Here is a 22,692-nt window from a genome sequence, read left to right on the forward strand (position 1 = left end):
GCGCCACACAGCACTGCTGGTGCGGCGCCCCTGCCGTGCCGGGTGTAGGAATCATCGAACGGGGCGACGTCGCCCCGAGAGGAGCGGGATGTGAGTAACCGCGACAGCGCACCCTCGGGTACGACCCGGCGTCGGGGCGCGTCGACCGACGTCGAGCCGCGGCCCAACGAGTCGCACGCGCGCAAGATCGGGCCGGGGTTCCTCGTGAAGCTCGTGCTCGTCGCCCTGGTGGACGCCCTCGGTGTCTACGGCGTCTTCGCCGCGTCGGCGGTGGGGCACTGGGGGATCGTCGCGTTCCTCGTGGTGGCCTTGGTGGTCGTCAACGTCGTGTACTTCTCCCGCCGGATGATCCCGGCGAAGTACCTGGTCCCGGGCCTGCTGTTCCTGCTCGTCTACCAGCTCTTCGTCATGCTCTACACGGGGTACGTGTCCTTCACAAACTACGGCGACGGGCACAACTCCACCAAGGAGGACGCCATCGAGGCGATCCTCCTGCAGAACGACCGGCGGGTGGAGGACTCCCCGTCCCTCCCGCTCGTCGTGGTCCGTGACGGTGACGCGCTCGGCTTCGCGGTCATCGAGGAGGACGGCGACGTCGCCGTCGGCACGGCCGAGCAGCCACTCGAGGTCGTCGACGACGCCGTCGTCGAGGACGACACGATCGTCGAGGTCCCCGGCTACGACGTCCTCAGCTTCGCCCAGGTCGTCGAGGTCCAGCGAGAGATCACCGACCTGCGCGTGCCGCTCTCCGACGACCCGAACGAGGGTGCCCTGCGCACCCAGAACGGGTCCGTCGGCTTCATCTCCCGCAGCTTCTACGTCTACGACGAGGCTGCGGACACCATGACGAACACCGACACCGGCGCGGTGTACCGGCCCAACGACGAGGGCAACTTCGTCAACGACGAGGGCCAGGAGCTCACCCCCGGCTGGCGGGTCGCCGTCGGCCTGGACAACTACTCCGCGATGTTCACGGACTCCCGCATCTCGGGGTCGTTCTTCCAGGTCGTCGCGTGGACGTTCGCCTTCGCCGGGCTGTCGGTCCTCACGACGTTCGGCGTCGGGTTGTTCTTCGCGATCGTCTTCAACGACCCACGGATCCGCGGGCGCAAGGTCTACCGGTCCCTGCTCATCCTCCCGTACGCCTTCCCGGGCTTCCTCGCGGCCCTGGTGTGGCGAGGGATGCTCAACGAACGGTTCGGGTTCATCAACGAGGTGCTGCTCGGCGGTGCCTCGGTCCCCTGGCTGTCCGACGAGTGGCTGGCGCGCTTCTCCGTGCTCTTCGTCAACACGTGGCTCGGGTTCCCGTACATGTTCCTCATCTGCACGGGCGCCCTGCAGTCGATCCCGGGGGACGTCATCGAGTCCGCCCGCATGGACGGCGCCGGGCCGCTGCGCATCTTCCGGTCGATGACGCTGCCGCTGCTCCTCGTCTCGACGGCGCCCCTGCTCATCTCGACGTTCGCGTTCAACTTCAACAACTTCACGCTCATCTACATGCTCACGGGCGGCGGGCCGAACTTCCCCGACGCCCCGATACCCGTCGGCGCGACGGACATCCTCATCTCGATGGTCTACTCGATCGCGTTCGAGGGTGGCAGTCGGGACTACGGCTTGGCGTCGGCGATGTCGATCATGATCTTCATCGTCGTCGGGTTCATCTCCTACCTCGGCTTCCGCCGGACGCGCACCCTCGAGGAGATCTGACATGGCCTCTCAGGCGTACGACCAGCCGAAGCTGCGTGGCAAGCGGTGGTGGCGTGAGGTGGGGTGGCGGCACATCGTCGGCATCGTCGCCATCGCCTACTGCATCCTCCCGCTGCTGTACGTGCTCTCCGCCTCGCTCAACCCCGGGGGCAGCCTCACGGGGTCGAACCAGCTCTTCCGCACGGTGGCCGCGGGCAACTACACCGAGCTCGCCGACACCAACTTCGGCCAGTGGGCGCTCAACTCGCTGGTCATCGCCACGGTGACGGCGCTGGGGACGGTGCTCATGGGCGCGGCCGCGGCGTACGCGTTCTCGCGGTTCCGCTTCACCGGCCGGCGGATCACGCTTACCGGCCTGCTGCTCGTCCAGATGTTCCCGCAGGTGCTCACGTTCGTGGCGATCTTCCTGCTGCTGCTCAGCCTGGGCGAGGTGTTCCCGATCCTCGGCCTCAACAGCCGGCTCGCGCTCATCGCGGTCTACCTCGGTGGGGCGCTGGGCGTGAACACGTTCCTCATGTACGGGTTCTTCAACACTGTCCCCAAGGAGCTCGACGAGGCGGCGAAGATCGACGGCGCCTCGCACGCCCAGATCTTCTTCACCATCATCCTGCGGCTGGTGGCGCCGATCCTCGCCGTCGTCGGGCTGCTGTCCTTCATCACCGCGTACGGGGAGTTCGTCATCGCCCGCGTGGTGCTCCAGTCGCAGGACAACTTCACCCTCGCCGTCGGGCTCTACCAGTGGGCCTCGGACGAGCGCAACGCGCCGTGGGGCCTGTTCGCGGCGGCGGCGGTCCTCGCGGCGATCCCGATCATCGCGCTGTTCCTGTTCCTTCAGCGGTTCATCGTCTCGGGCCTGACCTCGGGCGCCGTCAAGGGCTAGCGGGTCGCCGCCGACGCCGGCCGGTGCGGTGCGCCCTCAGGTGCGCCGCACCGGCCGGCGTTCGTGTGGTCGCCCCGGTCGACGCGGTCGCCCCGGTCGACGCGGTCGCCCCGGTCGCCCCGGTCGACGGCTCGCCGCGGTCGCTGCGTGGGACCGCGCGCGTCACACCCGCGGGTGACCGCGCGCGTCACACCCGCGCGGAGTGCGCGACGTTCAGTGACGGACGCGCGCGTCCGGCTCGGCGGCCGGCGGCGCCATCCACAGCCACACCGTCGTCTCCGGCGGGACGATGTGGCCGCCCTCGGGCGCCGACCCCAGGGGGCCGCTCGCGAGCAGCACGTCGCTCTCCGACGCCAACCGCAGCGGCGTGTCCCCGACGTTCGCGACGACGAGCACCTCGCCGGTGAGGAAGGCGATCGCCTCCGGGTGCTCGGGGTCGATGAGGCCGCTCACCCAGGCCAGTGAGGCGGTGCCGAGGCGGAAGTCCGTCCGCAGCCGCAGGGCCGCGCGGAACATCTCGAACGTGGACCCCGTGACGCCCCGCTGCTCCGCCCGCGCGGCCTCGGCCACCTCGTCGCGACCGGGTGTCTCCGCCTTGGTGCGCTTCGCGGGGAGCCCGAGCTCGGTGCCCTGCCGCAGGTACGGGGCGCCGGGCAGCGCCAGCACGAGCAGGGCGCTGGCCCGCGCCCGTCGCAGGCTGCCGGTGTCGAGGAGGTCGGGGACGAGCCAGGCGGCGGGCGCCCCGACCACGTCGCGTGCGCTGTACGCCTCGTCGATCGCGCGGCGGGCCTCGTCGGCCGTGCGGGCGCGGGTGAGCGCCGTGTCGACGACGTGGTGGAGCCAGTCCTCGTGGAGGATCTCGGTCACCGCGGCCGGCCCTTGCGGGGTGAGGCGGATGGAGAGGATGCCGTCGTCGACGGTCTCGGCGAGGAGCGTCTGGAGCTCGCGGTAGCGCGTGTGGGAGATGTCCTGGGCTCCGGGTCCGACCCACCCGAGGTCGAGCCCGTCGACGCCGCACGCCAGCCAGTGCCGGGCAGCGGCCTCGGCGGCCGCGTCGGCGGGGTCGATGCGCATGATGACGCGCAGGCCGAGGCGGTGGGCGCGGGCGAGGAGCTCCTCGACGGCGGCCGTGACGGCGTCGTCGTCGGCCGGAGGGCAGCCGATGCGGACTGCCTCGGCGCCGAGGCGGGAGATCGGGCGGAGGAGCTCAGTGCGGTCGACGACGTCGTCGACGGTGCTCTGCCCGTTGAGCAGGGGCGGGTCGTTGACGTAGACGACGCAGCTGCGCCACCACTCCTGGACGCCCCGGGCACCACGGTGCACGAGCGTCGTCGTCGTCGCGGGCTCGGACGCCACGACGACGCTCTCCGTCGTCGCATCGGTCATCCCGCCATTCTGGCCCATCTGGGGCCGGGGTGCGCCTGGGCGCGATTTCGTAGGCGCGGCGGAGGGGGACGGGCCCCACGTGCGGCCGGATCGGAAGTGATCCGGCGGAGGGGATCGGCGCCACGCGCGGCCGGTTCGGGCGTCGTCCGGTGGGGAGGGGCGGGCACCCCGCGCGGTCGGTTCCAACGTCGTCCGGTGGGGAGGGCGGGGGACGCCGGGGCCCTGGGTGGGCGGGATCGCGGGCCTGCGGGCGAGTGAGGGGCGCGGCGCGTGAGGGCGTCCGGCGCGTCCGTGTGGGGTGGCGGCTCGGCATCGATCCTGCCGCGGTTACGCTCGTTCGCGTGGACCTGAGCACCGAGCGGATCGAGAGCGTGCGCGACGCGTACGGCGTCGCCGACGACGCGTACGGGGCGGCCGACCGTGAGCGCTGGTGGCCGGAGGCGGCGAAGAACCCGACCCGCAACGCCTTCGAGCGGGACCGGGCCCGCGTGGTCCACTCCTCGGCGCTGCGGCGGCTGGGGGCGAAGACGCAGGTGCTCGGCCCGGGCAGCGACGACTTCGTCCGCACGCGCCTCACGCACTCGCTCGAGGTGGCGCAGGTCGGCCGCGAGCTCGGCAAGACGCTCGGCTGCGACCCCGACATCGTCGACACCGCCTGCCTCTCGCACGACCTCGGCCACCCGCCGTTCGGCCACAACGGTGAGCGTGCGCTGGCCGAGATCGCCAGCGGGATCGGTGGGTTCGAGGGCAACGCGCAGACGTTGCGGATCCTCACCCGCCTCGAGCCCAAGACCTTCACCGACGACGGCGTGTGCGTCGGCCTCAACCTCACCCGGGCGAGCCTGGACGCGGCGACCAAGTACCCGTGGCTGCCGGTGGACGCGCCGCGACGGGCGGACGGGTCGACGACGGGGAAGTTCGGCGTCTACGCGGATGATGTCGCCGTGTTCGAGTGGCTGCGCACGGGGGCCCCGGACCACCGGCGCTGCCTCGAGGCGCAGGTCATGGACCTGGCCGACGACATCGCCTACTGCGTGCACGACGTCGAGGACGCGGTGGTCGGCGGGAAGATCGACCTGGAGCGGCTGCGGTCGGGCCGGGAGCAGGCGCGGGTGGTCGCCCAGGCGCGTCAGTGGTACGACCCGGCGGTCGACGACGACGAGCTGGGGGCCGCGCTGGAGGGGCTCGTCCAGCTGCCTTACTGGTTGCGGTCCTGGACGGGGACGCGGCGGGACCTTGCGGCCCTCAAGGACATGACGAGCCAGCTCATCGGGCGGTTCTGCGCGGCCGCGCACGACGCCACGCGGGCGGCGTCCGGGGCGGGTCCGCTCACGCGGTACGCCGCCGACCTCGTGGTGCCCGACCGGACGGTCGCGGAGATCACCATGCTCAAGGGGGTCGCGGCGCTGTACGTCATGGGGCCGCGCGAGCACGAGCCGCTCTACCTGCGCCAGCGCACGATCCTCGCCGACGTCGTCGCCGTGCTCCTCGAGAAGGGGCCGCGCGAGCTCGAGGAGCCGTTCGTCGTCGACTGGCACGAGGCGGCGGACGACGACGCCCGCCTGCGGGTGGTCGTGGACCAGGTCGCCTCGCTCACGGACCCGAGCGCTCAGGCCTGGCACGCGCGGCTCTGCGGCTGACCGGCGGCCGGCGGGTCGGACGTCGGCGGTTGACGGTGGAGCCGGCAGTCGGGTGTTCGGTGCAGCACCGATCTGGACGACGGCGGTCGGCGGTCGGCAGTACGCAGTACGCAGTCGGCGGTCGCTTGATCGAGGCCCTCGCCTCACGACGGGCGACAGCGAGCCTTGCTAGAACGGAGGCTCCGCCGGCTGGCCGGGGTCAGCGCCGAACTCCCACAGCGCGGGGGCGTATCGACGGTCGGCCGCACCAGCAGTGGTAGCCGGGTCGCGTGCGGGCAGAGCTCTCCCGGTGTCTGCGGGTGGTGCGGGCAGAGCTCTCCCGGTGTCTGCGGGTGGTGCGGGCAGAGCTCTCCCGGTGTCTGCGGGTGGTGCGGGCAGAGCTCTCCCGGTGTCTGCGGGTGGTGCGGGCAGAGCCCTCCCCGCGTCATTCGGTGGTGTGGACGTCGCTCGCCCGTGCGGGTCCGCCGTCGGCAGGGGTGGGGTGAGGCCGTCGTCGGTCCGGCGCCGGGGCGGCGTCCTCGCTAGCCACCTGGTGGTGCCGATGGGCTGACCATGGCGGTCATGGAAGGCGTGCCCGCCGACGACCGGAGTGATGCGGACGTGGTGGTCGTGGACCCGGTGGTGGTGGTAGCTGCACAGCGTCAGGCCGTTGTCGATGGAGGTCGCCCCGCCGTGGGAGTACCAGTGCTTGTGGTGAACCTCGCACCAGGAGGCGCGGATGGTGCACCCCGGCCACTGGCAGTGGCGGTCCCGCGTGGTGATCGCCCGCCGCAGCTCACGGGTGTAGTGGCGCTGGGTCTGCCCGACGTCCAAGGGGACGCTCTCGGCATCGAGGACGACGCGGGTGGTCTCGCAGTCGCACATGATCCGGCCCAGCTCACCGAGCGGGACGACGGAGCCGTCCTCGAGCTCGGCCGCCGGCACGTTCGGCAAGGGCGGGAGGGCCCCGAGAGGTGAGAGCCGCTCAGGCCCGGGCCGCCGCAGACGGTCCGCGTCGCCGTCGACCGGGCCGTCATGATCGCAGCCGTCCTGGTCGCTGCCGCCGTCGTCGGTCGGGAAGAACGAGCGCCCGGCGTAGTCGGTCTGGGGCGTCGGGTCGGAGCCGAGGGCCGCGTCGAACGCGGCGCGGTGTGTCGTCACCGCCGTCCACGTCTCCTCGGTCACCACGAGCGCGAGGTGGGGACGGATCTGAGCGCCGTTGCGGTCGTGCCCGGCCTGGGTGACGCGTCCGGCGAGGGTGACGAGGGCGTCGGCGCGGCGCTGCTCGCGCGTGCGGTCGTCGTCGGCCGCCGGGGTGCCGACGATCGCGTCGAGCGCCGTCTCCAGGAGCGTGCCGTCGACGTCGTTGAGGAAGAACTCACCCTTGCGGCCACCGGCGTGACGGCGCGAGGTGAAGGAGCGGCGCCGGTGGACCGCCTCGAAGTCGCGCTGGGCGGCCTCGGCGTCGATCCGTGCGGCGGCGGCGCTCGCGGCCTTCCTCAGTTCAGGCGCGCTGAGCTGCCTGGCCTTGTTGAGCAGGTCCGCTCCGGCGTCGCCCTCGAGCGCTCGGACCACCTCGGGCGACGCGTCCTTGCGCAACCCCGTGAGCACTCTCGCGTGCTCCAGCCCGACCTCACCGCTCTCCACCGCTCGCTCCAGCTCCGGCAGGTCCGCCAAGCCCTCGGCGAGGCGGAGCTCGCCGACGGCGGCACCTCGCCCGCCGCGCGTCGACCGAGCGCGCCAGTCGGCGAAGTCCCGGTCCAGCGCCGTTCCCCATCGCCCGTCCTCCCGGTGGGCCAGCAGCACCTTGCCGCGGTACGTGGTCAGCTCGGAGATCAGGGTGTCGAGGACGGCGATGACCTCTTCGCGCTCGCGGGGGTCCCAGTCGCGCGCCTCGGCGGCGGGGAAGGATGCCCGGCACGTCGCGAGGTCGGAACGCGTCGCGATCCACGCCGACGCCGGCCCGGCGACGGGCTCACGCGCGATGGACACCACCGCCATGATCGCCACCTCCTCGGCTCCGCCTCGAGCTCTTGGTAGAACGCTAGAGCCGACCACTGACATTCGACGGCGCGGTAGACCCGGCGGCATGCGCGACGTCGCCGACCTAGCGCCAAGTAGTTGCCAGAACGGAAAGCATCGACATATGATTGCCGGCATGGAAACTATCGAGGCCCAGCCCGACCCCCGTGACGCGGCCTCCGGGCTAGACGCCGTCGCGGACGCGCAACGCGCCGTTCGGAGCCGCCCCTGGCCGCTCTGGCTGTACCCGAGCAACGCGCTGCTCCTGGGCGCACTGGCCCTCGCGGGGATCATCGACTCGTCGATGATCGCGGCCCTGGTGGTGGTGGCACTGGGCGGCACGTTCTCCGCGCTCAACTACTGGGCGGGCCGGCGGATGGGCACGCCGTTCGCGATCCCGGCCAGCCGTGCTTTCCGCAGCCTCGTCGCCGTGTCCGCTGTGTTCGTGATCCTGTCGCTGTTCACGCGAGAAGCCGGCCTGGAGTGGGCGACCGTCCCGTGCGCAGCCGGGGCCACGCTCAGCTACGGCCTCGGCTCGGTGGTGCACTACCGCAGTACACGCCGATGAGCGGGCAGCTGGATCCGGTCATCCACCCGATGCACCGGCTGAAGATCTGCGCCATGCTCGACGCCGGCACGGCCGTGGAGATGTCCGTCATCAAGGAGACCGTCGGCTTGAGCGCCTCCGCTCTCAGCAAGCAGGTCGCAGCGCTGATAGACGCGGGATACGTCCAGCAAGAGCGCTCGCGCCGCGACTCGCGGCGGATCTGGTTGACGCTGACCACCGAGGGCAGGAAGGCCTACCGGAGCCACGTCCAAGCGCTGCACGAGATCGTCGCTGGTACGACGCCGCCCCCGTGATTTCTCGCCGGCGCCCGCGTTTCTGCATGATCACGACAGATCGGTGAGGGGAGAGCACCGGGGCGGCCCCGGGTACCGGCGAGCTCCGCCCGTGACCAGGCTGGTCTAGCCCGCACCACCCGCGGCGTGGAACGCTGCTCCTCGCACCGCTCGCACCGCTCGCACCGCCCGCACCGCTCGTACTGCCCGCACCGCTCGGACTGCTCGCACCTGCGCTGGGAGGAGCCCGCCGTGCCCATTGACCTTCGGCGGCACACGGTGCACGTGCCCGAAGCCGACCTCGACGACCTACGCGACCGGCTCCGGCGCACCCGCTGGCCCGAGCAGTCCACGGCGCCCGGCTGGGAGCAGGGCATCCCCCTGCCGGTCATGCAGAGCCTGTGCCGGTACTGGCTCGAGGACTACGACTGGCGCGCCGCCGAGACCCGCCTGAATACCGTTCCGCAATACCTGGCGACCCTCGACGGGCTGGACCTGCACGTCCTCCATGCCCGGTCGCCGCACCGCGATGCACTACCCCTCGTCCTCACCCACGGTTGGCCGGGGTCGGTGCTGGAGCTCCTCCCTCTGGTGGGACCTCTCACCGACCCGGTTCCGCACGGCGGCGACGCCCGCGACGCCTTCCACGTCGTCATCCCCTCGTTGCCGGGCTACGGCTTCAGCGCGAGGCCCGCGTCGCCCGGCTGGGGCATCGAACGGATTGCGGCGGCGTGGCGGGAGCTGATGACCGGTCTCGGGTACGCCCGGTTCGGCGCTGCCGGCAGCGACTGGGGCACCAGTATCAGCAGCTCGCTGGGGGCCTTGGACCCCGAGCGGGTGGTGGGGATCCACCTCGTCCCGCCCTTGGCGGGCCCGGGCCCGACCGCCGGCCCGGGCCCGACCGCCGCCGAGGACCTCACCGCCGCTGAGGACACAGCCCTGGCAGAGCTCGAGAAGCGGGCGCGCACGTCCTCGGCGTACTCGGAGGTCCACCGGACGGCGCCGCAGACGCTCGGGTACGCCTTGCTCGACTCCCCGGTCGGCCTGTGCGCGTGGATCGCGGAGAAGCTGATCACGTGGAGCGACGTCCGGGGCGAGCACGCCGCCCTCACCCTCGACCAGGTCCTCGACCAGGTGACCCTCTACTGGCTCACCGGCACCGCGGCATCGTCGGCCCGGCTGTACGCGGAGAGCATCGAACGGGTCTCGGCGTGGATCAACGGCGTCGACGCCGAACCCGTCACCGTCCCGGTCGGCGCCTCGGTCTTCCCCGCCGAGGTCCCTCGACCGTCCCGGCGTTGGGCCACCCGTCGGTACCCCGACATCCGGTACTGGGCCGAGCACGACCGCGGCGGGCACTTCCCGGCCCTCGAGGTGCCCGACGTCCTCGTCGAGGACCTGCGGGCCTTCTTCCGGCCCCTCCGGTAACCCGCTCCGCACGCGCCGCACCGCGCCGCACTACACCGCACCGCACCGCACCGCGCCGCCGCAAGGGACGGAGAGGGGGTGGCCGACGGCGGACGACGTCGTTCACCCCCGTCGGTTCTGACCCACGCGTCCGGACGATCACGAGCGGGCACCAGACCGCCGGGTGATGGGGAAGGCGCGAGGACCGGTCGCGAACCCGACCTACACTCGGCAGGTGGCCGGACTCATCAAGCGCGAGGACGTCGCGGCGGTGCGCGAGCGCGCCCGCATCGACGAGATCGTCGGGGCACACGTCACCCTCAAGCCCGCCGGCGTCGGCTCGATGAAGGGCCTGTGCCCCTTCCACGACGAGCGCACCCCGAGCTTCCACGTCCGCCCGCAGCTGGGCCTGTGGCACTGCTTCGGCTGCGACGAGGGCGGGGACGTCATCTCCTTCGTCCAGAAGATCGACCACCTGCCGTTCAGCGAGGCCGTCGAGCACCTCGCCGGCCGGGTCGGCATCCAGCTGCGCTACGAGGACGGCGGCAGCACGCGCCCCGCCAACGAGCACGGCCGCCGTCAGCGCCTCCTCGACGCGCACCGGGTCGCCGAGGAGTACTTCCGCGAGCAGATCAGCACGCCGGAGGCGCAGATCGCCCGCACCTTCCTCACCGAGCGCAGCTTCGACCGCGCCGCGGCGGACATGTTCGGCGTCGGCTACGCGCCGCAGGGCTGGGACCACCTCCTGCGGCACCTGCGCGGGCGTGGCTTCACCGAGCCGGAGCTCATCGCCTCGGGCCTGGTGAGCCAGGGCAACCGCGGCGTCTACGACCGGTTCCGCGGACGCCTCATCTGGCCGATCCGTGACATCACCGGCGACACCATCGGCTTCGGCGCGCGGCGCCTCCACGAGGACGACCAGGGCCCCAAGTACCTCAACACCCCCGAGACCCCGATCTACAAGAAGTCACAGGTCCTCTACGGCCTCGACCTCGCCAAGCGCGCCATCGCCAAGGACAAGCGGGTCGTCGTCGTCGAGGGGTACACCGACGTCATGGCGGCGCACCTGTCCGGGGTGGGGACGGCGATCGCCACGTGCGGGACGGCGTTCGGCAGCGACCACGTCCGCATCGTCCGGCGACTCCTCGGCGACTCCGCCGACGCCGCGGCGGGGGTGATCCTCGCGTCGGGCAGTGCCCGGGGCGGCGAGATCATCTTCACCTTCGACGGCGACGCCGCCGGGCAGAAGGCGGCCCTGCGGGCGTTCAACGAGGACCAGAACTTCGCGTCGCAGACCTTCGTCGCCGTCGAGCCCACCGGCCTCGACCCCTGCGACCTGCGCATCCAGCGCGGTGAGGGTGCGGTGCGCGACCTGGTCGCCAGCCGGCAGCCGCTCTTCGCCTTCGCCATCCGGTCGGTGCTCGCGCAGGTGGACCTCGACACCGCCGAGGGCCGCGTCGCCGGCCTGCGCGTCGCGGCCCCGGTCGTCGCCGGCATCCGCGACCACGCCCTGCGCAGCGAGTACGCCCGGGAGCTCGCCGGGTGGCTCGGCATGGACGAGGCGTCCGTCCGGCGCGCCGTCGCCGCCGCCGCGCGCGCCTCCGGTGGCCCGGGCGGCAGCGGCCAGGGCGGGGGATCCCGCCCCGACGGCAGTACGCGTTCCGAGAGTGGTCGGCCTGACGGCGCCCGCCGGGCCGACGGCGGTGGCTACGGCCAGGGGGGCTCCGGCCAGGGGTCCCGTGGTGGTGGTTCTCGCGACGGCGGCCCACGCGACCGCGGCGGCAGCTACGGCGCCGACAGCCGGGGGTACGGACGCCAGGGCGGGCGCGACAACGCCGACTCCGGCGGCGACCGTCGCGGCGGGCAGTCGATGCCCGGGCGCCCGGGCCGGGAGGACCCGGTGGGCCGGCTCGAGCGGCAGGTCCTCGAGGTGGTGCTCCAGCTGCCCATGCACGCCGTCGGTGCCGGCTTCGACGGCCTCGCGCCCGACACGTTCACCGTTCCCGCCTACCGGGCGGTGCACGACGCCATCCGCGCCGCGGGCGGGACGGCGGCCTTCGGAGCGGAGCTCGAGCGTGTGAGCGCCGAGCTCGGGCACGACCGGGCCACGGCGCACGCCGCCTCCTGGTGGGCCGAGCAGGTGCGGGAGAACGCCGTCGGGCCGGTCGCGGGGGTCATCACCGAGCTCGCCGTCGCTCCGCTGCCCGAGGACCGCCCCGAGGCCCTCGGCGCCTACGCCCGGGGGGTGCTCCTCGCACTTATCGAGATGGGCGTCACCCGGCAGATCGCCGACCTCAAGGGCCGGCTCCAGCGCACCGAGCCCACCGACCCGACCTACGGCGAGGTCTTCGCCGAGCTCGTCGCCCTGGAGAGCCGCCGCCGCGCCCTGCGCGTCGAGGAGTAGCGGGACACCCGGCAACGCGCCGCAACCCTGGCAACGCCCGGGAAACGTGGGCCACACGGTGGCGAAACACCAGTTCCCTACGGTGCGACAGACGGGCGCCGCCAGGTGCCCGCCCGCGTCGGCACTGCTGCGGCGCGGCCCTCCCGTGCCATGAGGAGCACCATGCCCACCACCACCGCATCCCGGCGACGACGGCTCGGCGCCGCCGCCGTCGGCGTCACGGCGTGCTTCAGCGCCATGGCCGTGGTCGCGCCGTCCGCGTTCGGCGTCGTGCCGGACCCGGCCCCCGCCGTCGTCGAGCTCGGCGTCGCCGACGCCTCCGCCCTGCTCGAGAGCGGCTCGACGACGTCGGTCGCGCTCGTCCAGCAGTACCTCGCCCGCATCGCCGCGTACGACGACGCGTACGGGAACCAGCCCGGCCTGTCCTCCGTCATCACGGTCAACGAGAACGCCCTCGCCGAGGCGGCGCTGCTCGACGCCGAGCGCGCGGCCGGCACCGTCCGCGGCCCCCTCCACGGCGTGCCGATCGTCGTCAAGGACAACTACGACACGTGGGACATGCCGACGTCGAGCGGGTCGGTCGCCCTGGCGGCCTTCCAGGCGCCCGACGACGCCACGCAGGTCGAGCGGCTGCGGGCGGCGGGCGCCATCGTCATCGCGAAGACGAACCTCCACGAGTTCGCCGCGGGGATCACGTCGATCAGCTCCCTCGGTGGGCAGACCCGCAACCCCTACGACCAGACCCGCAACCCGGGCGGCAGCAGCGGCGGCACCGGGGCGAGCGTGGCCGCGAGCCTCGCCACCGCGGGCCTCGGCTCGGACACGTGCGGGTCGATCCGGATCCCCGCCGCGCAGAACAACCTCGTCGGGCTCCGGCCGACGTGGGGCCTGTCGAGCCGGGACGGCATCGCTCCGATGTCCCACACCCAGGACGTCGGCGGGCCGATCGCCAAGACGGTCGAGGACGTCGCGCTGTTCCTCGACGCCACGGTCGGGTACGACCCCAAGGACCCCATCACGGCGCTCTCGAACGGTGAGATCCCCGAGACCTACCTCGACAGCCTCGACGACACCGCGCTCGAGGGGCGGACCATCGGCCTCCTCGTCAACCCCGAGTACCTGGGGGTGACGCCCGAGGAGCAGCCCACCTCTGCGCTCATCCGCGCGGCGATGGAGGACCTCGAGGCGCAGGGGGCGGACGTCGTCGAGATCACGATGAGCCAGGAGTACATCGACGCCATCTCCGGGTCGGGCGTCATCGGCGACGAGTTCAAGCGCGACCTCAACACCTACCTCGCCCAGGAGGGGGCCCAGTGGCCGGAGGGGCTCGCCGCCCTGACGGCCCCCGTCGACCAGCTCACCCTCTCCGACATCATCGCCAGCGGCGACGTCACCCCGTCCGTCCTCACGAGCCTCACCCGGTTCGACGCCGCAGCTGACCTGCCCACCCCGGAGTACACCGACAGGCTCGCCCTGCAGGAGCGGGCGCGGGAGATCCTCACCGAGACCTTCGCCGAGGAGGACCTCGACGCCCTCGCCTACCCGACCATCCGCCAGGTGGCGCAGCCGGTGGGCGAGCCGCAGCCGGGGACCAACTGCGGGTCCTCCGCGCAGACCGGCTTCCCGGCGATCTCCGTGCCGGCCGGCTTCACCGACGCCGGTCTTCCCGTCGGCCTCGAGCTCATGGGCCTGCCGTTCTCCGAGCCGGACCTGCTCGCCATGAGCTACGACTACGAGCAGGCGACCGGTCACCGCACAGCCCCGGCGAGCACGCCGGAGCTCGCGGTGCCGGAGCCCGAGCCGACGCCCGAGCCGACGCCGGAGCCCACCCCGACGGACCCGGTCCCGACGCCGACCGAGCCGGTCCCGACGCCGACGACACCGCCGACCGCGGGACCGACCGCGCCTCCCACGGAGGCCCCCATCGGTGCGCCGGGGACCCCGCCGGGCGGCGGTGCCGGAGGCGGTAGTGCCGGCGGTGAGCTCCCGCGCACCGGCACGACGGCGGGAGCCCTCGCCGGCGGTGCGGCGGCCGCGCTCGCCCTCGGCCTCGGCCTCGCAACCGTGCCGATCGCCCGACGCCGGTGGCTCGCCACCCGCTGACGGATCCAGTGAAGGGAAGGGCGTCCTCCGGTGGAGGGCGCCCTTCCTGGGCGCTCGGGCCCCGGTGGCCTGGCCCCGCGCCCCGCGCCCCGCGCCTCGCGTCCCGCGCCCGGTGGCCTGGCCCCGCGCCCGCCCGGCCCGCGCCCGCCCGGCCCGCGCCCGCCCGGCCCCGCACCGCCAGTCGCCGCGGTCCGCTTGACCTCGACCGCCCCTAGTACTGCTCCACCTCGACCACGAGGGCGCGATGGTCCGACACCCCCGTGTCGATGGAGAGGGAGTCGCTGGTGGGGCGCAGTGGGCCGTCGGCGAGGATGTGGTCGAGCTGGCGGTTGGGGTCCGCCACGGGGAACGTCAGCCCCTCCGCGAGGGTGTGCCAGCCCGTCACCTGCGCCGGGCGCGAGCCCACGAGGTTGAGGTCGCCCATGAGCACGGCGGGGCGCGGCAGGTCGGCGAGCCGGTAGACGAGCCGGCGGAGCTGGACCGGGCCCCAGCCCGGGATGAACGTCAGGTGGGTGGAGACGACCGTCATGGGCCCGCCCGGGGCCTCGACGACGGCGACCAGCGCCACCCGCGGCTCGTCGAGGACCATGTTGAGCCGGCGCCGGCCGGGGAACACGACGGGCACGCGGCCGCGCAGCGCCGGGAGTTTGAGCACCGACCACGACGTCACGGGGTAGCGGCTCAGCAGCGCCACCCCGTAGCTCGCGGCGTTGGGCTGGTGGTCACCCGTGGCCCCGGTCCACACCCCGGGCAGCCCGGTGAGCGTGGCGGCGAACCGGTGGTGCGGGGCGCCCATGGCGTCGGCGGCGATGGCCGTGAGATCCGCCCCGTGGGAGCGCGGTTGGTCCCGGTCGACCTCCTGGAGCGCGAGGACGTCGGCGTCGAGGTCCGCGACGGCGCGCGCGTAGCGGTCGAGGTCGACCTCGCGGTCGACGAGGGAACGGCCGTGGAGGATGTTGAAAGTCGCCAGACGCATCGAGGCGATTCTTCCCCCGCGGCTGCGAGGTCGCACGCGCTCGTGTAGACCGGCACCCATGTCTGATCAAGAACGCGAGGCCCTCCACGACGGCCTTCGCCTCACCGCGGTCGCCCTGTCCGACGCCGACATCCCCTTCGCCCTGTGCGGCAGCTACGCCGCGTGGGCGCGTGGTGCGCCGGAGCCCGACCACGACGCCGACTTCGTCATCCGCGAGGAGGACGTCGACCGCGCCCGGGCCGCCGTGGCGGCCGCGGGGTTGGACGTCAAGGAGCCGGCCGAGAACTGGCTGTTCAAGGCCTACCACCACGGCGCCCTCGTCGATGTCCTCTTCCGGATCACCGGGGAGCCGGTGGACCCGGCGCTGTTCGAGCGGGCCGACGTGCTCGAGGTGCTCGCCGTCCGGATGCCGGTGCTCAGCGCGAGCGACCTGCTCTCCTCCAAGCTCCGCGTCCTCGGGGAGCACTACTGCGACTTCTCCCGCCTGCTGCCCATCGCGCGCGCCCTGCGTGAGCAGATCGACTGGGACCGGGTCACTGACGCCGTCGACGACAGCCCCTACGCGCGGGCGTTCCTCAGCCTCGTGCGCGACCTGGGGGTCGCGCCGGCGAGCCGAGCGGCGGGGGTCGCGCCGGCGAGCCGAGCGGCGGGGGTCGCGCCGGCGAGCCGAGCTGCGGCGAGCTGAGCTGCGGCGTGCCGAGCGGTGGGGCCGCCCGGCCATCGGGCAGGACGGCCCCACCACGCCCCGCGGCTAGGCTTTCGGGGTGCCCGGCGAGTGCCCGGGCGACGATCCCGCGGGGACGGCCGGACCGCCGTCGGGCACTGCGGAACGGACGAAGGGCAAGGCGTTGGTCGACACGCAGTACTACATCCGGTTCGAGCGCGCGACGGACGCCGTCACCACGCCCCGCGGCCTGCGGGCCGCGCTGCACGGTGAGGCGCTCGAGGTCGACGTGGTGCGCGACGACGTCGTCCGGATCCGGATCAGCCGCGGCGGGACGTTCGACGAGTCGCCGACCTTCGCCCTGTGCGTCGACCCCCTGTCCCAGGACGTCGAGCACACCGTCGAGATCGACGACGACGTCGCCCGGGTGCGCACGTCAGCTCTCGTCGTCTCGGTGTGGCTCGACCCGTTCCGGATCGACGTGCACCGCACCGACGGCAGCGCCGTCGTCGAGAGCGTCGTCGACGACGAGGGCCGCTCCTGGGCCTACGCCGTCCTCAACGACGCCTTCCACGTGCGGCGGCGCGCCCGCCGCGAGGACGCGGTCTTCGGCCTGGGGGAGAAGGCGGGCCGGCACAACCGCAAGGGCCGCAGCTTCACCCTGTGGAACACCGACGTCCTCGACCCGCAGGCGTCGGGGGAGTTCGCCGCGACGGACGCCGACGACCCCCGCTCGGACAACACGAGCGTGGAGTTCGACCCGTACTACATGTCGATCCCGTTCTTCTACCACCAGGCCGCCCGCACCGGGGCGATGGCGGCGTCGTTCGTCGACAACGGCTACCGCGCGGGTTACGACTTCTCCGAGGGCACCGAGTACTCGATGACCTTCGAGGGTGGGCAGTACTGCGAGTACGTCTTCGCGGGCCCGGACATGCCCGACATCCTCGAGGCGTACACGTGGCTCACCGGCCGCGCGGCCCCGCCGCCGCTGTGGGCGCTCGGCTTCCACCAGTGCCGCTGGTTCGACTACAGCCAGGACGACCTCGAGGCGCTCGCGGCCCGGCTCCGGGAGCGCGGCATCCCGTGCGACGTGCTGTGGCTCGACATCGACCACATGGACGGCTACCGGGTCTTCACCTGGAACACCGACCAGTTCCCCGACGCGCCCGGCATGCTCGAGCACCTGCGCGAGCAGGGCTTCGGTGTCATCACCATCGTCGACCCCGGCGTCAAGCACGAGCCCGGCTACGCGGTGTTCGACCAGGCGGTCGAGCGCGACGTCCTGTGCCGCACGGAGAGCGGGAGCGTCTACGTCGGCCAGGTATGGCCGGGCATCACGGCATTTCCCGACTTCGTCGAGCCGGAGGCGCGGGCGTGGTGGGGCGAGCTCAACGCCGACCACGTGCGCTCCGGCCTCGCGGGCATCTGGAACGACATGAACGAGCCCGCCACCGGCGCCATCCCGGCCGAGGCGATGCGCTTCGGGCGGGGCCAGTTCCCCCACGAGCGCTACCACAACCAGTACGCGCTGCTCATGGCCATGGGGACCACCGAGGGGCTGCTGGAGGCGATGCCGGACAAGCGCACCTTCGTGCTGAGCCGCGCCGGCTCCCCGGGGATCCAGCGCTACGCCGCGAACTGGATGGGCGACAACATGTCGCGCTGGGAGCACCTGTGGATGAGCATTCCCATGGGCGCCGGCCTGGGCATCTCCGGCCAGCCCTTCGCGGGTGCCGACGTCGGCGGCTTCGGTGAGGACTCCAGCGCCGAGCTCCTCGCGCGCTGGACGCAGTACGGCGCGCTCACCCCGTTCTTCCGCAACCACGCCATGGCCGGGACGGTCGACCAGTACGCGTGGTCGTTCGGCGAGGCGGTGGAGGACCTCGTGCGCGACGCCATCGCGCTGCGCTACCGGCTCATGCCGTACCTCTACGCCGCGTTCCTGCGGGCCTCGGAGACCGGCGCGCCCGTCCAGCGCCCGCTGGTCTACGACTTCCAGTACGACGCCGCGGTCCGCGACATCGACGACCAGTACCTGTTCGGCCCCGACCTGCTCGTCGCGCCGGTGGTCGCCGCCGGCACCACCGCGCGGCAGGTCTACCTGCCCGAGGGCACCTGGTACGACTGGCACACGGGGGAGCGGCTGGCCGGGCCGCGGTTCGTCACCGCCGCCACGCCGATGGACCGCATCCCCCTGTTCGCCCGTGGCGGCGCCGTCGTGCCGATGTGGTCCGAGGCCCCGCCGACGACGGCGGGCTACCGGCCCGACGTCGTCGAGCTCCACCTCTTCGTCCCCGGCGCGGACGGCACCCGCACCTCGTTCCTCCAGGAGGACGACGGCCTCACCTTCGCCGCGGCCGACGGCGCCCGCTACCGCACCGAGCTGGAGGTCACCCGCGCCGGGGGCCGGGTGCGGCTGGACGCCCGCGTCGACGGCGACGGGTTCGCCGAGTTCGCCCGGGAGGCGTTCCGCGTCGTGCTCCACGGGGCCGCGCCGGCGAGCGTGCTGGTCGACGGCGTCGAGACCCAGGTGCGCGACGGGCGCGTCGTGGTGCCCAACGCGGGGACGCCGTTCACGCTCGAGCTCGAGGTCTGAGCCCGGGGGCTGGCCGGCGCCCGGTTCCGGCGTCCGGCGCGACATTTGTCGCGGAATGGTCAACGGGGGCTCCGCCGGCGCAATAGGTTGCAGGGGCGCGCGACGTCGTCGCGCGTCGGCTGGGAGCCGGGGACCCCCGCGTAACGGTGCCCCTGGTGACCGGCGTCCCTCCCACCCAAAGGATTCGTTCGTGGACACGGTTCTCCTTCTCGGAGCACTCCCGGTCGTCATCGCCGCCGTCATCGTCGCGCTCATCCTGTTCATCGCGATTCGGCGCTCCATCCGCACCGTCGACCTCAACGAGGCCCTCGTCATCGTGGGCCGCGGCGACGCCAAGGGCGGCGGCCCCACCGGCAGCCTCGACGCGCTCCCCGTCGACGGCCAGGTCCTCGAGACCAAGGGACCGCGGGTCGTCATCGGTGGCCGCACCTTCGTCAAGCCGTTCTTCGAGTCGGTCACGAAGATCTCCCTCGAGCAGCGTCAGATCGCCCTCACCGTCGAGGGCGTGGACGCCAACTTCATCGGCGTCGCGGTCCGGGCGTCGGTGTCCTTCAAGGTCCGCGGCGACGCCGACGGCGTGCTCCGGGCGGCCCAGCGGTTCACGTCCCAGCAGGCCAAGCTCGAGCAGCCGCTCCAGCAGGCCCTCGAGGGGGCGCTGCGGCCAGTGCTGGCGTCCATGCCGGTCGAGGACATCATCAAGAAGCGGGACGAGCTCCAGCGCGAGGTGTTCCACTCCATCCGGCCGGACCTGCACCAGCAGGGCTTCCACATCGACCTCGTCAACCTCGCCGACATCTCCACGCCCGGCTCGGACTACCTCACCAACCTCGGTCGCGCGCAGGCGGCCGAGGCACGCCAGGTCGCCGAGGTCCGCGAGGCACAGGCGCTCCTCGTGTCGGAGAGCGCGCAGATCGAGACCCGCGAGAGGGTCGCCGAGCGCCAGCGCGACCTCGCGCTCAAGCAGGCGGGCATCAAGGCCGAGACGGACCGGGCATCCGCGGAGGCGGAGGCCGCCGGGCAGCTGGCCCGCGCCGAGCAGGAGCGCATCGTCGCCGCGAAGGAGCGCGCCGCGCTGGAGGAGCAGTCGAAGGTGACCGAGCAGCAGCTCGACATCGACGTGCGCAAGCCCGCGGAAGCGGCCGCGTACGCCGCGGCGAAGGCGGCCGAGGGTGAGCGTGACGCTCGCAAGGCCGCTGCCGAGGCCGACGCGTACAAGCGCACCACGCTCTCCGCGGCCGAGCTCGCCGCCCAGCGCAACGAGGCGGAGGCCATCAGTGCCCTCGGCCACGCGCGCGCGGAGGCCGCGAGGGCCGAGGGCATCGCCACGGCCGAGGCGACCAAGGCGCAGGCCGACGCCCTGGCCCAGCAGGGCCGCGCCGTCATCCTCCAGCAGCTCGTGAACCAGCTCCCGGAGGTCATGCGCGCCGCCGCCGAGCCCGTGGGCAAGATCGACAGCCTCACCGTCGTCGGCACCGACGGCGCCGGTTCCGTCTCCAAGATCGCCGGCAACGTCCTCGGTGAGGGCGCGGCCACCATCAAGGCCCTCACCGGCATCGACCTGGGCGCGGTGCTGTCCGGCCTGGCCGACGGCGGCGTCACCGCGAATGCGACCGGGGTCGCCGCCGGTGACGGGGGACGATCACTCGGAACTGACGCTGCGGCGTCGGGCGCGGCGGCGGACGGCGCGAGCCTCACGCGGAACTGACGCTCCGGCGTCGGGCACGGCGGGCCGGCACCTCCATCGTGGGGTGCCGGCTCGCTGTGCGTGCTGGCGTGCGTGAGTGCCGGAGCCTGTGCGTGCCGGCGCGGGCATGGGTGCCGGACGCAGGTGGCGCCAATCCCCATGCCGGGGGCGGCCGCCGCGCCGACCACCCCCTTCGTGCGTCAGGCGGTGCCGCGCGCCTGGGCGTTGGCGAGGGCGTCGACGATCTCGTTGAACTCGTCGCCCGAGTGTCCGCGGACCCACTCGAACTCGGTGCGGCCGCGGCGGCCCTCGAGGAGGGCGTCGAGGCGCTGGACGAGGGCGAGGTTCTCCGGCGTCTTGCCGTCCCCCTTCTTCCACCCGCGGCGCTTCCACCCGGGCAGCCACTTCGTCGCCATGTCGATGACGTACTTGGAGTCGGCGCGGATGAGGACGTCGCCGTCGGGGCCGACGTGGTCGAGGGCCTCGATGACGGCGGTGATCTCGCCGATGTTGTTGGTGCCGTGGTCGAAGCGGCCGGCGCCGGTCTCGCGGGTGCGCTGGTCGACCCACGCCCAGCCGGTAGGGCCGGGGTTGCGGATGGCGGAGCCGTCGGTGGCGATGACCCGGTCGAAGGTGCTGTAGTCGGCCGCCGGGGGAGCGGCGGGCATCTCACCGCCCTGGAGGAGGCCGAGGACGTCCTCGGTGCGCCAGAGGAAGAACGTGTCACCCGCGCGGGTCTGGGACTCCTTGGCGAGGCCCCGGGTGAGGGCGTCGGGGGTGGCGGCGGGGCCGTCCTTGAGGCCGAGGGCGGTGAGCTGGGTGCCGACCTGGATGGCGGACAGCCCGAGCTGCTTGCCCAGGGCGGTCTGGGTGGACCATGCGGCCACGGTGGATCTCCTCGCGTGTTGCTGCTCCTGCTGGCCTCCTATCGTCGCCGATCGGCGGAGCGCGTTCCGCCACCGACACCTGTGACCACGGCCGCGTCGCGGTGGTGCGGCGCGGCGCAGTCGCGAACGGGCCGTCCGGTGCGCCGGCTGCTCGGGGCGATCTATAATCGCTCAGTCGACGAAGCGGCGCCCGAGTACCGTCACCTCGGACGTCTCGTACCCCAGCGCCTCGTAGAAGCCGACGACGTCGTGGTTGTCGGTGCGCACCATGAGCTGGAGCTTCGGGATCTGCTGATCCCGCACCCATTCCTCGCACGCCCGCATGATCTGCCGGGCATGGCCCTCGCCCCGGCGCTCAGGCGTGACGGCGACGTAGTAGACCCAGCCGCGGTGACCGTCGTGGCCCACCATCGCGGTGGCGATGAGGGCGCCGGCCGGTCCGTAGCCTCCGAGGACCGTCGAGTCCGGGCCGCGCATGGCCCGGAGCAGGTCGGACCGGGCGTCGTTCCACGGCCGGGTGAGCCCGACGGCGTCCCAGAGCGCCAGGGCGGCCTCGACGTCGTCGGGGGAGAGGGGGGCGACCTGCACGCCGATGACTCTAGGAGGTGGCTGCGCGCGAACGAGTTCCGGTCCGCGCGCGAGGTGCCCCAGGCAGGGCTTGAACCTGCGACCGACGGATTATGAGTCCGCTGCTCTGACCGGCTGAGCTACTGGGGCCTACGGCCTCACAGCCTAACGGCGCGGGGCAGAGATACCGTTGACCATGCTCAAGCGTCGCCGCACCGCCCGCCTGCCCGACTCCTTCGCCCGGCACCTGGACGGCGAGCGGTCGCTCGTCGCGGCCGAGCTCGCGGGGGACGGGTGGGCCGTCGTCACCAAGCCGGCGCTCGTCGTCGTCGGGGAGGAGGGCGTGCGGCTCCGGGCACCCTGGCACCACATTGAGAACGGCAAGTGGGACGGCGACGCCCGGACCTTCACCATCACGTGGTCGGACCGCGGGCGGCCTGAGGAGGTCCTCACCCTCGCGGACGACGACGTCGAGCGCTTCACCACCAGCCTGCGTGAGCGCGTGCAGTCGTCGGTCATCCACGCCGAGACGCTGACGCTCGCCGGGGGGCAGGTGCGGGCGACCGTGCGGCGCGACGAGGACGGCTCGCTGTACTCCCAGCTGACGGCGTTCGGGACCCTGACGGGGACCGACGACGAGCAGCGCCAGATCGACGAGCTGGAGCGCCGGGCGCGTCGCGCCGTCGGCCTGCCGGAGTAGCCGACGGCTTGGCCGGCCGGGAGCGGCGAAGGTCACACTCCGGGGCTGCTGACCGGTTCGAGAGGGGTGCTCCGGTCCTGCTAGAGTCGGTCCGCACGATCCCGCGTAGCTCAATTGGCAGAGCATCCGACTGTTAATCGGACGGTTACTGGTTCGAGTCCAGTCGCGGGAGCCACGGCCTCAGCGCAGTTGGCCCGCATGAATCATCGGTAGTCCCAGGAGTCGGGGCGGTCGCAGTAGTCGCGAC

Annotated in this window: 17 protein-coding genes and 2 tRNA genes; 13 read left to right on the forward strand and 6 right to left on the reverse strand. The window is 72.9% G+C overall.

Annotated features, from left to right (window positions below):
* Positions 1-90: 90 nt before the first annotated feature.
* Both EBO36_RS05365 and EBO36_RS05370 read left to right on the forward strand, forming a co-directional pair.
* Positions 91-1,707, forward strand: a complete 1,617-nt coding sequence (locus EBO36_RS05365) for an ABC transporter permease subunit (protein ID WP_122823702.1) — start codon at positions 91-93, stop codon at positions 1,705-1,707.
* 1 nt (position 1,708) lies between these two features.
* The gene (locus EBO36_RS05370) at positions 1,709-2,587 is read left to right on the forward strand and encodes a sugar ABC transporter permease (RefSeq protein WP_122823703.1); all 879 of its coding nucleotides are present in this window, start codon (positions 1,709-1,711) and stop codon (positions 2,585-2,587) included.
* 213 nt (positions 2,588-2,800) lie between these two features.
* Here EBO36_RS05370 and EBO36_RS05380 read toward each other — a convergent pair whose 3' ends face one another.
* Positions 2,801-3,973: an alpha-amylase family protein gene (locus tag EBO36_RS05380; RefSeq protein WP_122823705.1), complete on the reverse strand. Its 1,173-nt coding sequence runs from the start codon at positions 3,971-3,973 to the stop codon at positions 2,801-2,803.
* Positions 3,974-4,320: 347 nt separating this feature from the next.
* Here EBO36_RS05380 and EBO36_RS05385 point away from each other — a divergent pair, with 347 nt between their 5' ends.
* A complete protein-coding gene (locus tag EBO36_RS05385) occupies positions 4,321-5,613 on the forward strand; it encodes a deoxyguanosinetriphosphate triphosphohydrolase (protein ID WP_387967232.1) in 1,293 nt (430 codons plus the stop codon).
* 168 nt (positions 5,614-5,781) lie between these two features.
* Here EBO36_RS05385 and EBO36_RS05390 read toward each other — a convergent pair whose 3' ends face one another.
* Complete coding sequence (locus EBO36_RS05390) at positions 5,782-7,593, reverse strand: HNH endonuclease signature motif containing protein (protein WP_164471357.1); 1,812 nt, start codon at positions 7,591-7,593, stop codon at positions 5,782-5,784.
* Positions 7,594-7,750: 157 nt separating this feature from the next.
* Here EBO36_RS05390 and EBO36_RS15265 point away from each other — a divergent pair, with 157 nt between their 5' ends.
* The 5 genes from EBO36_RS15265 (at position 7,751) to EBO36_RS05415 (ending at position 14,368) form a co-directional block, all read left to right on the forward strand.
* Positions 7,751-8,182, forward strand: coding sequence for a hypothetical protein (locus EBO36_RS15265; protein WP_127572909.1), 432 nt, complete (start codon positions 7,751-7,753; stop codon positions 8,180-8,182).
* On the forward strand, positions 8,179-8,475 hold the full coding sequence (locus EBO36_RS05400; protein WP_122823708.1) for a transcriptional regulator: 297 nt from the start codon (positions 8,179-8,181) through the stop codon (positions 8,473-8,475). Before EBO36_RS15265 ends, EBO36_RS05400 begins: the two co-directional genes overlap by 4 nt.
* Positions 8,476-8,706: 231 nt before the next feature.
* Complete coding sequence (locus EBO36_RS05405; protein ID WP_122823709.1) at positions 8,707-9,882, forward strand: epoxide hydrolase family protein; 1,176 nt, start codon at positions 8,707-8,709, stop codon at positions 9,880-9,882.
* Between the two features lie 214 nt (positions 9,883-10,096).
* Positions 10,097-12,265, forward strand: coding sequence for a DNA primase (dnaG, locus tag EBO36_RS05410; protein WP_122823710.1), 2,169 nt, complete (start codon positions 10,097-10,099; stop codon positions 12,263-12,265).
* 162 nt (positions 12,266-12,427) lie between these two features.
* Positions 12,428-14,368 (forward strand): amidase, encoded by a 1,941-nt coding sequence (locus EBO36_RS05415; RefSeq protein WP_122823711.1) that lies wholly within the window; start codon positions 12,428-12,430, stop codon positions 14,366-14,368.
* A gap of 211 nt (positions 14,369-14,579) precedes the next feature.
* On the opposite strand, the gene EBO36_RS05420 is transcribed toward EBO36_RS05415, so the two are convergent.
* Entirely contained in the window at positions 14,580-15,344 is a 765-nt protein-coding gene (locus EBO36_RS05420) for an endonuclease/exonuclease/phosphatase family protein (protein ID WP_122823712.1), read from the reverse strand.
* A gap of 58 nt (positions 15,345-15,402) precedes the next feature.
* On the opposite strand from EBO36_RS05420, the gene EBO36_RS05425 reads away from it, so the two are divergent.
* The 3 genes from EBO36_RS05425 (at position 15,403) to EBO36_RS05435 (ending at position 20,312) form a co-directional block, all read left to right on the forward strand.
* Positions 15,403-16,029: a nucleotidyltransferase family protein gene (locus EBO36_RS05425; protein ID WP_122823713.1), complete on the forward strand. Its 627-nt coding sequence runs from the start codon at positions 15,403-15,405 to the stop codon at positions 16,027-16,029.
* Between the two features lie 79 nt (positions 16,030-16,108).
* Positions 16,109-18,607, forward strand: a complete 2,499-nt coding sequence (locus EBO36_RS05430; protein WP_244925366.1) for a glycoside hydrolase family 31 protein — start codon at positions 16,109-16,111, stop codon at positions 18,605-18,607.
* Positions 18,608-18,797: 190 nt separating this feature from the next.
* Positions 18,798-20,312, forward strand: coding sequence for a flotillin family protein (locus EBO36_RS05435; protein ID WP_244925367.1), 1,515 nt, complete (start codon positions 18,798-18,800; stop codon positions 20,310-20,312).
* A 179-nt stretch (positions 20,313-20,491) separates the two neighbouring features.
* On the opposite strand, the gene EBO36_RS05440 is transcribed toward EBO36_RS05435, so the two are convergent.
* The 3 genes from EBO36_RS05440 to EBO36_RS05450 all read right to left on the reverse strand — a co-directional run bounded on the left by EBO36_RS05440 (position 20,492) and on the right by EBO36_RS05450 (position 21,895).
* Positions 20,492-21,178 carry a ribonuclease H family protein gene (locus EBO36_RS05440; RefSeq protein WP_122823716.1) on the reverse strand — a complete coding sequence of 229 codons (687 nt, stop codon included), beginning with the start codon at positions 21,176-21,178 and terminating at the stop codon, positions 20,492-20,494.
* A gap of 171 nt (positions 21,179-21,349) precedes the next feature.
* Entirely contained in the window at positions 21,350-21,766 is a 417-nt protein-coding gene (locus tag EBO36_RS05445; RefSeq protein ID WP_222928777.1) for a GNAT family acetyltransferase, read from the reverse strand.
* A gap of 55 nt (positions 21,767-21,821) precedes the next feature.
* Positions 21,822-21,895 (reverse strand) — tRNA-Ile (locus EBO36_RS05450).
* Positions 21,896-21,941: 46 nt separating this feature from the next.
* Between EBO36_RS05450 and EBO36_RS05455 the strand changes: the two genes are divergently transcribed.
* Positions 21,942-22,445 (forward strand): hypothetical protein, encoded by a 504-nt coding sequence (locus EBO36_RS05455; protein ID WP_122823718.1) that lies wholly within the window; start codon positions 21,942-21,944, stop codon positions 22,443-22,445.
* Positions 22,446-22,544: 99 nt separating this feature from the next.
* Positions 22,545-22,620, forward strand: a tRNA-Asn gene (locus EBO36_RS05460).
* Positions 22,621-22,692: the final 72 nt, after the last annotated feature.

The organism is Georgenia faecalis, assembly GCF_003710105.1.
Taxonomy (GTDB): domain Bacteria; phylum Actinomycetota; class Actinomycetes; order Actinomycetales; family Actinomycetaceae; genus Georgenia_A; species Georgenia_A faecalis.

Bases quoted from the DNA above. Each gene is read 5' to 3' on its own strand.
- EBO36_RS05370 (WP_122823703.1), top strand. From the start codon at position 1,709: ATGGCCTCTCAGGCGTACGACCAGCCGAAGCTGCGTGGCAAGCGGTGG.
- EBO36_RS05380 (WP_122823705.1), bottom strand. From the start codon at position 3,973: ATGACCGATGCGACGACGGAGAGCGTCGTCGTGGCGTCCGAGCCCGCG.
- EBO36_RS05390 (WP_164471357.1), bottom strand. From the start codon at position 7,593: ATGGCGGTGGTGTCCATCGCGCGTGAGCCCGTCGCCGGGCCGGCGTCG.
- EBO36_RS15265 (WP_127572909.1), top strand. From the start codon at position 7,751: ATGGAAACTATCGAGGCCCAGCCCGACCCCCGTGACGCGGCCTCCGGG.
- EBO36_RS05400 (WP_122823708.1), top strand. From the start codon at position 8,179: ATGAGCGGGCAGCTGGATCCGGTCATCCACCCGATGCACCGGCTGAAG.
- EBO36_RS05415 (WP_122823711.1), top strand. From the start codon at position 12,428: ATGCCCACCACCACCGCATCCCGGCGACGACGGCTCGGCGCCGCCGCC.
- EBO36_RS05420 (WP_122823712.1), bottom strand. From the start codon at position 15,344: ATGCGTCTGGCGACTTTCAACATCCTCCACGGCCGTTCCCTCGTCGAC.
- EBO36_RS05425 (WP_122823713.1), top strand. From the start codon at position 15,403: ATGTCTGATCAAGAACGCGAGGCCCTCCACGACGGCCTTCGCCTCACC.
- EBO36_RS05455 (WP_122823718.1), top strand. From the start codon at position 21,942: ATGCTCAAGCGTCGCCGCACCGCCCGCCTGCCCGACTCCTTCGCCCGG.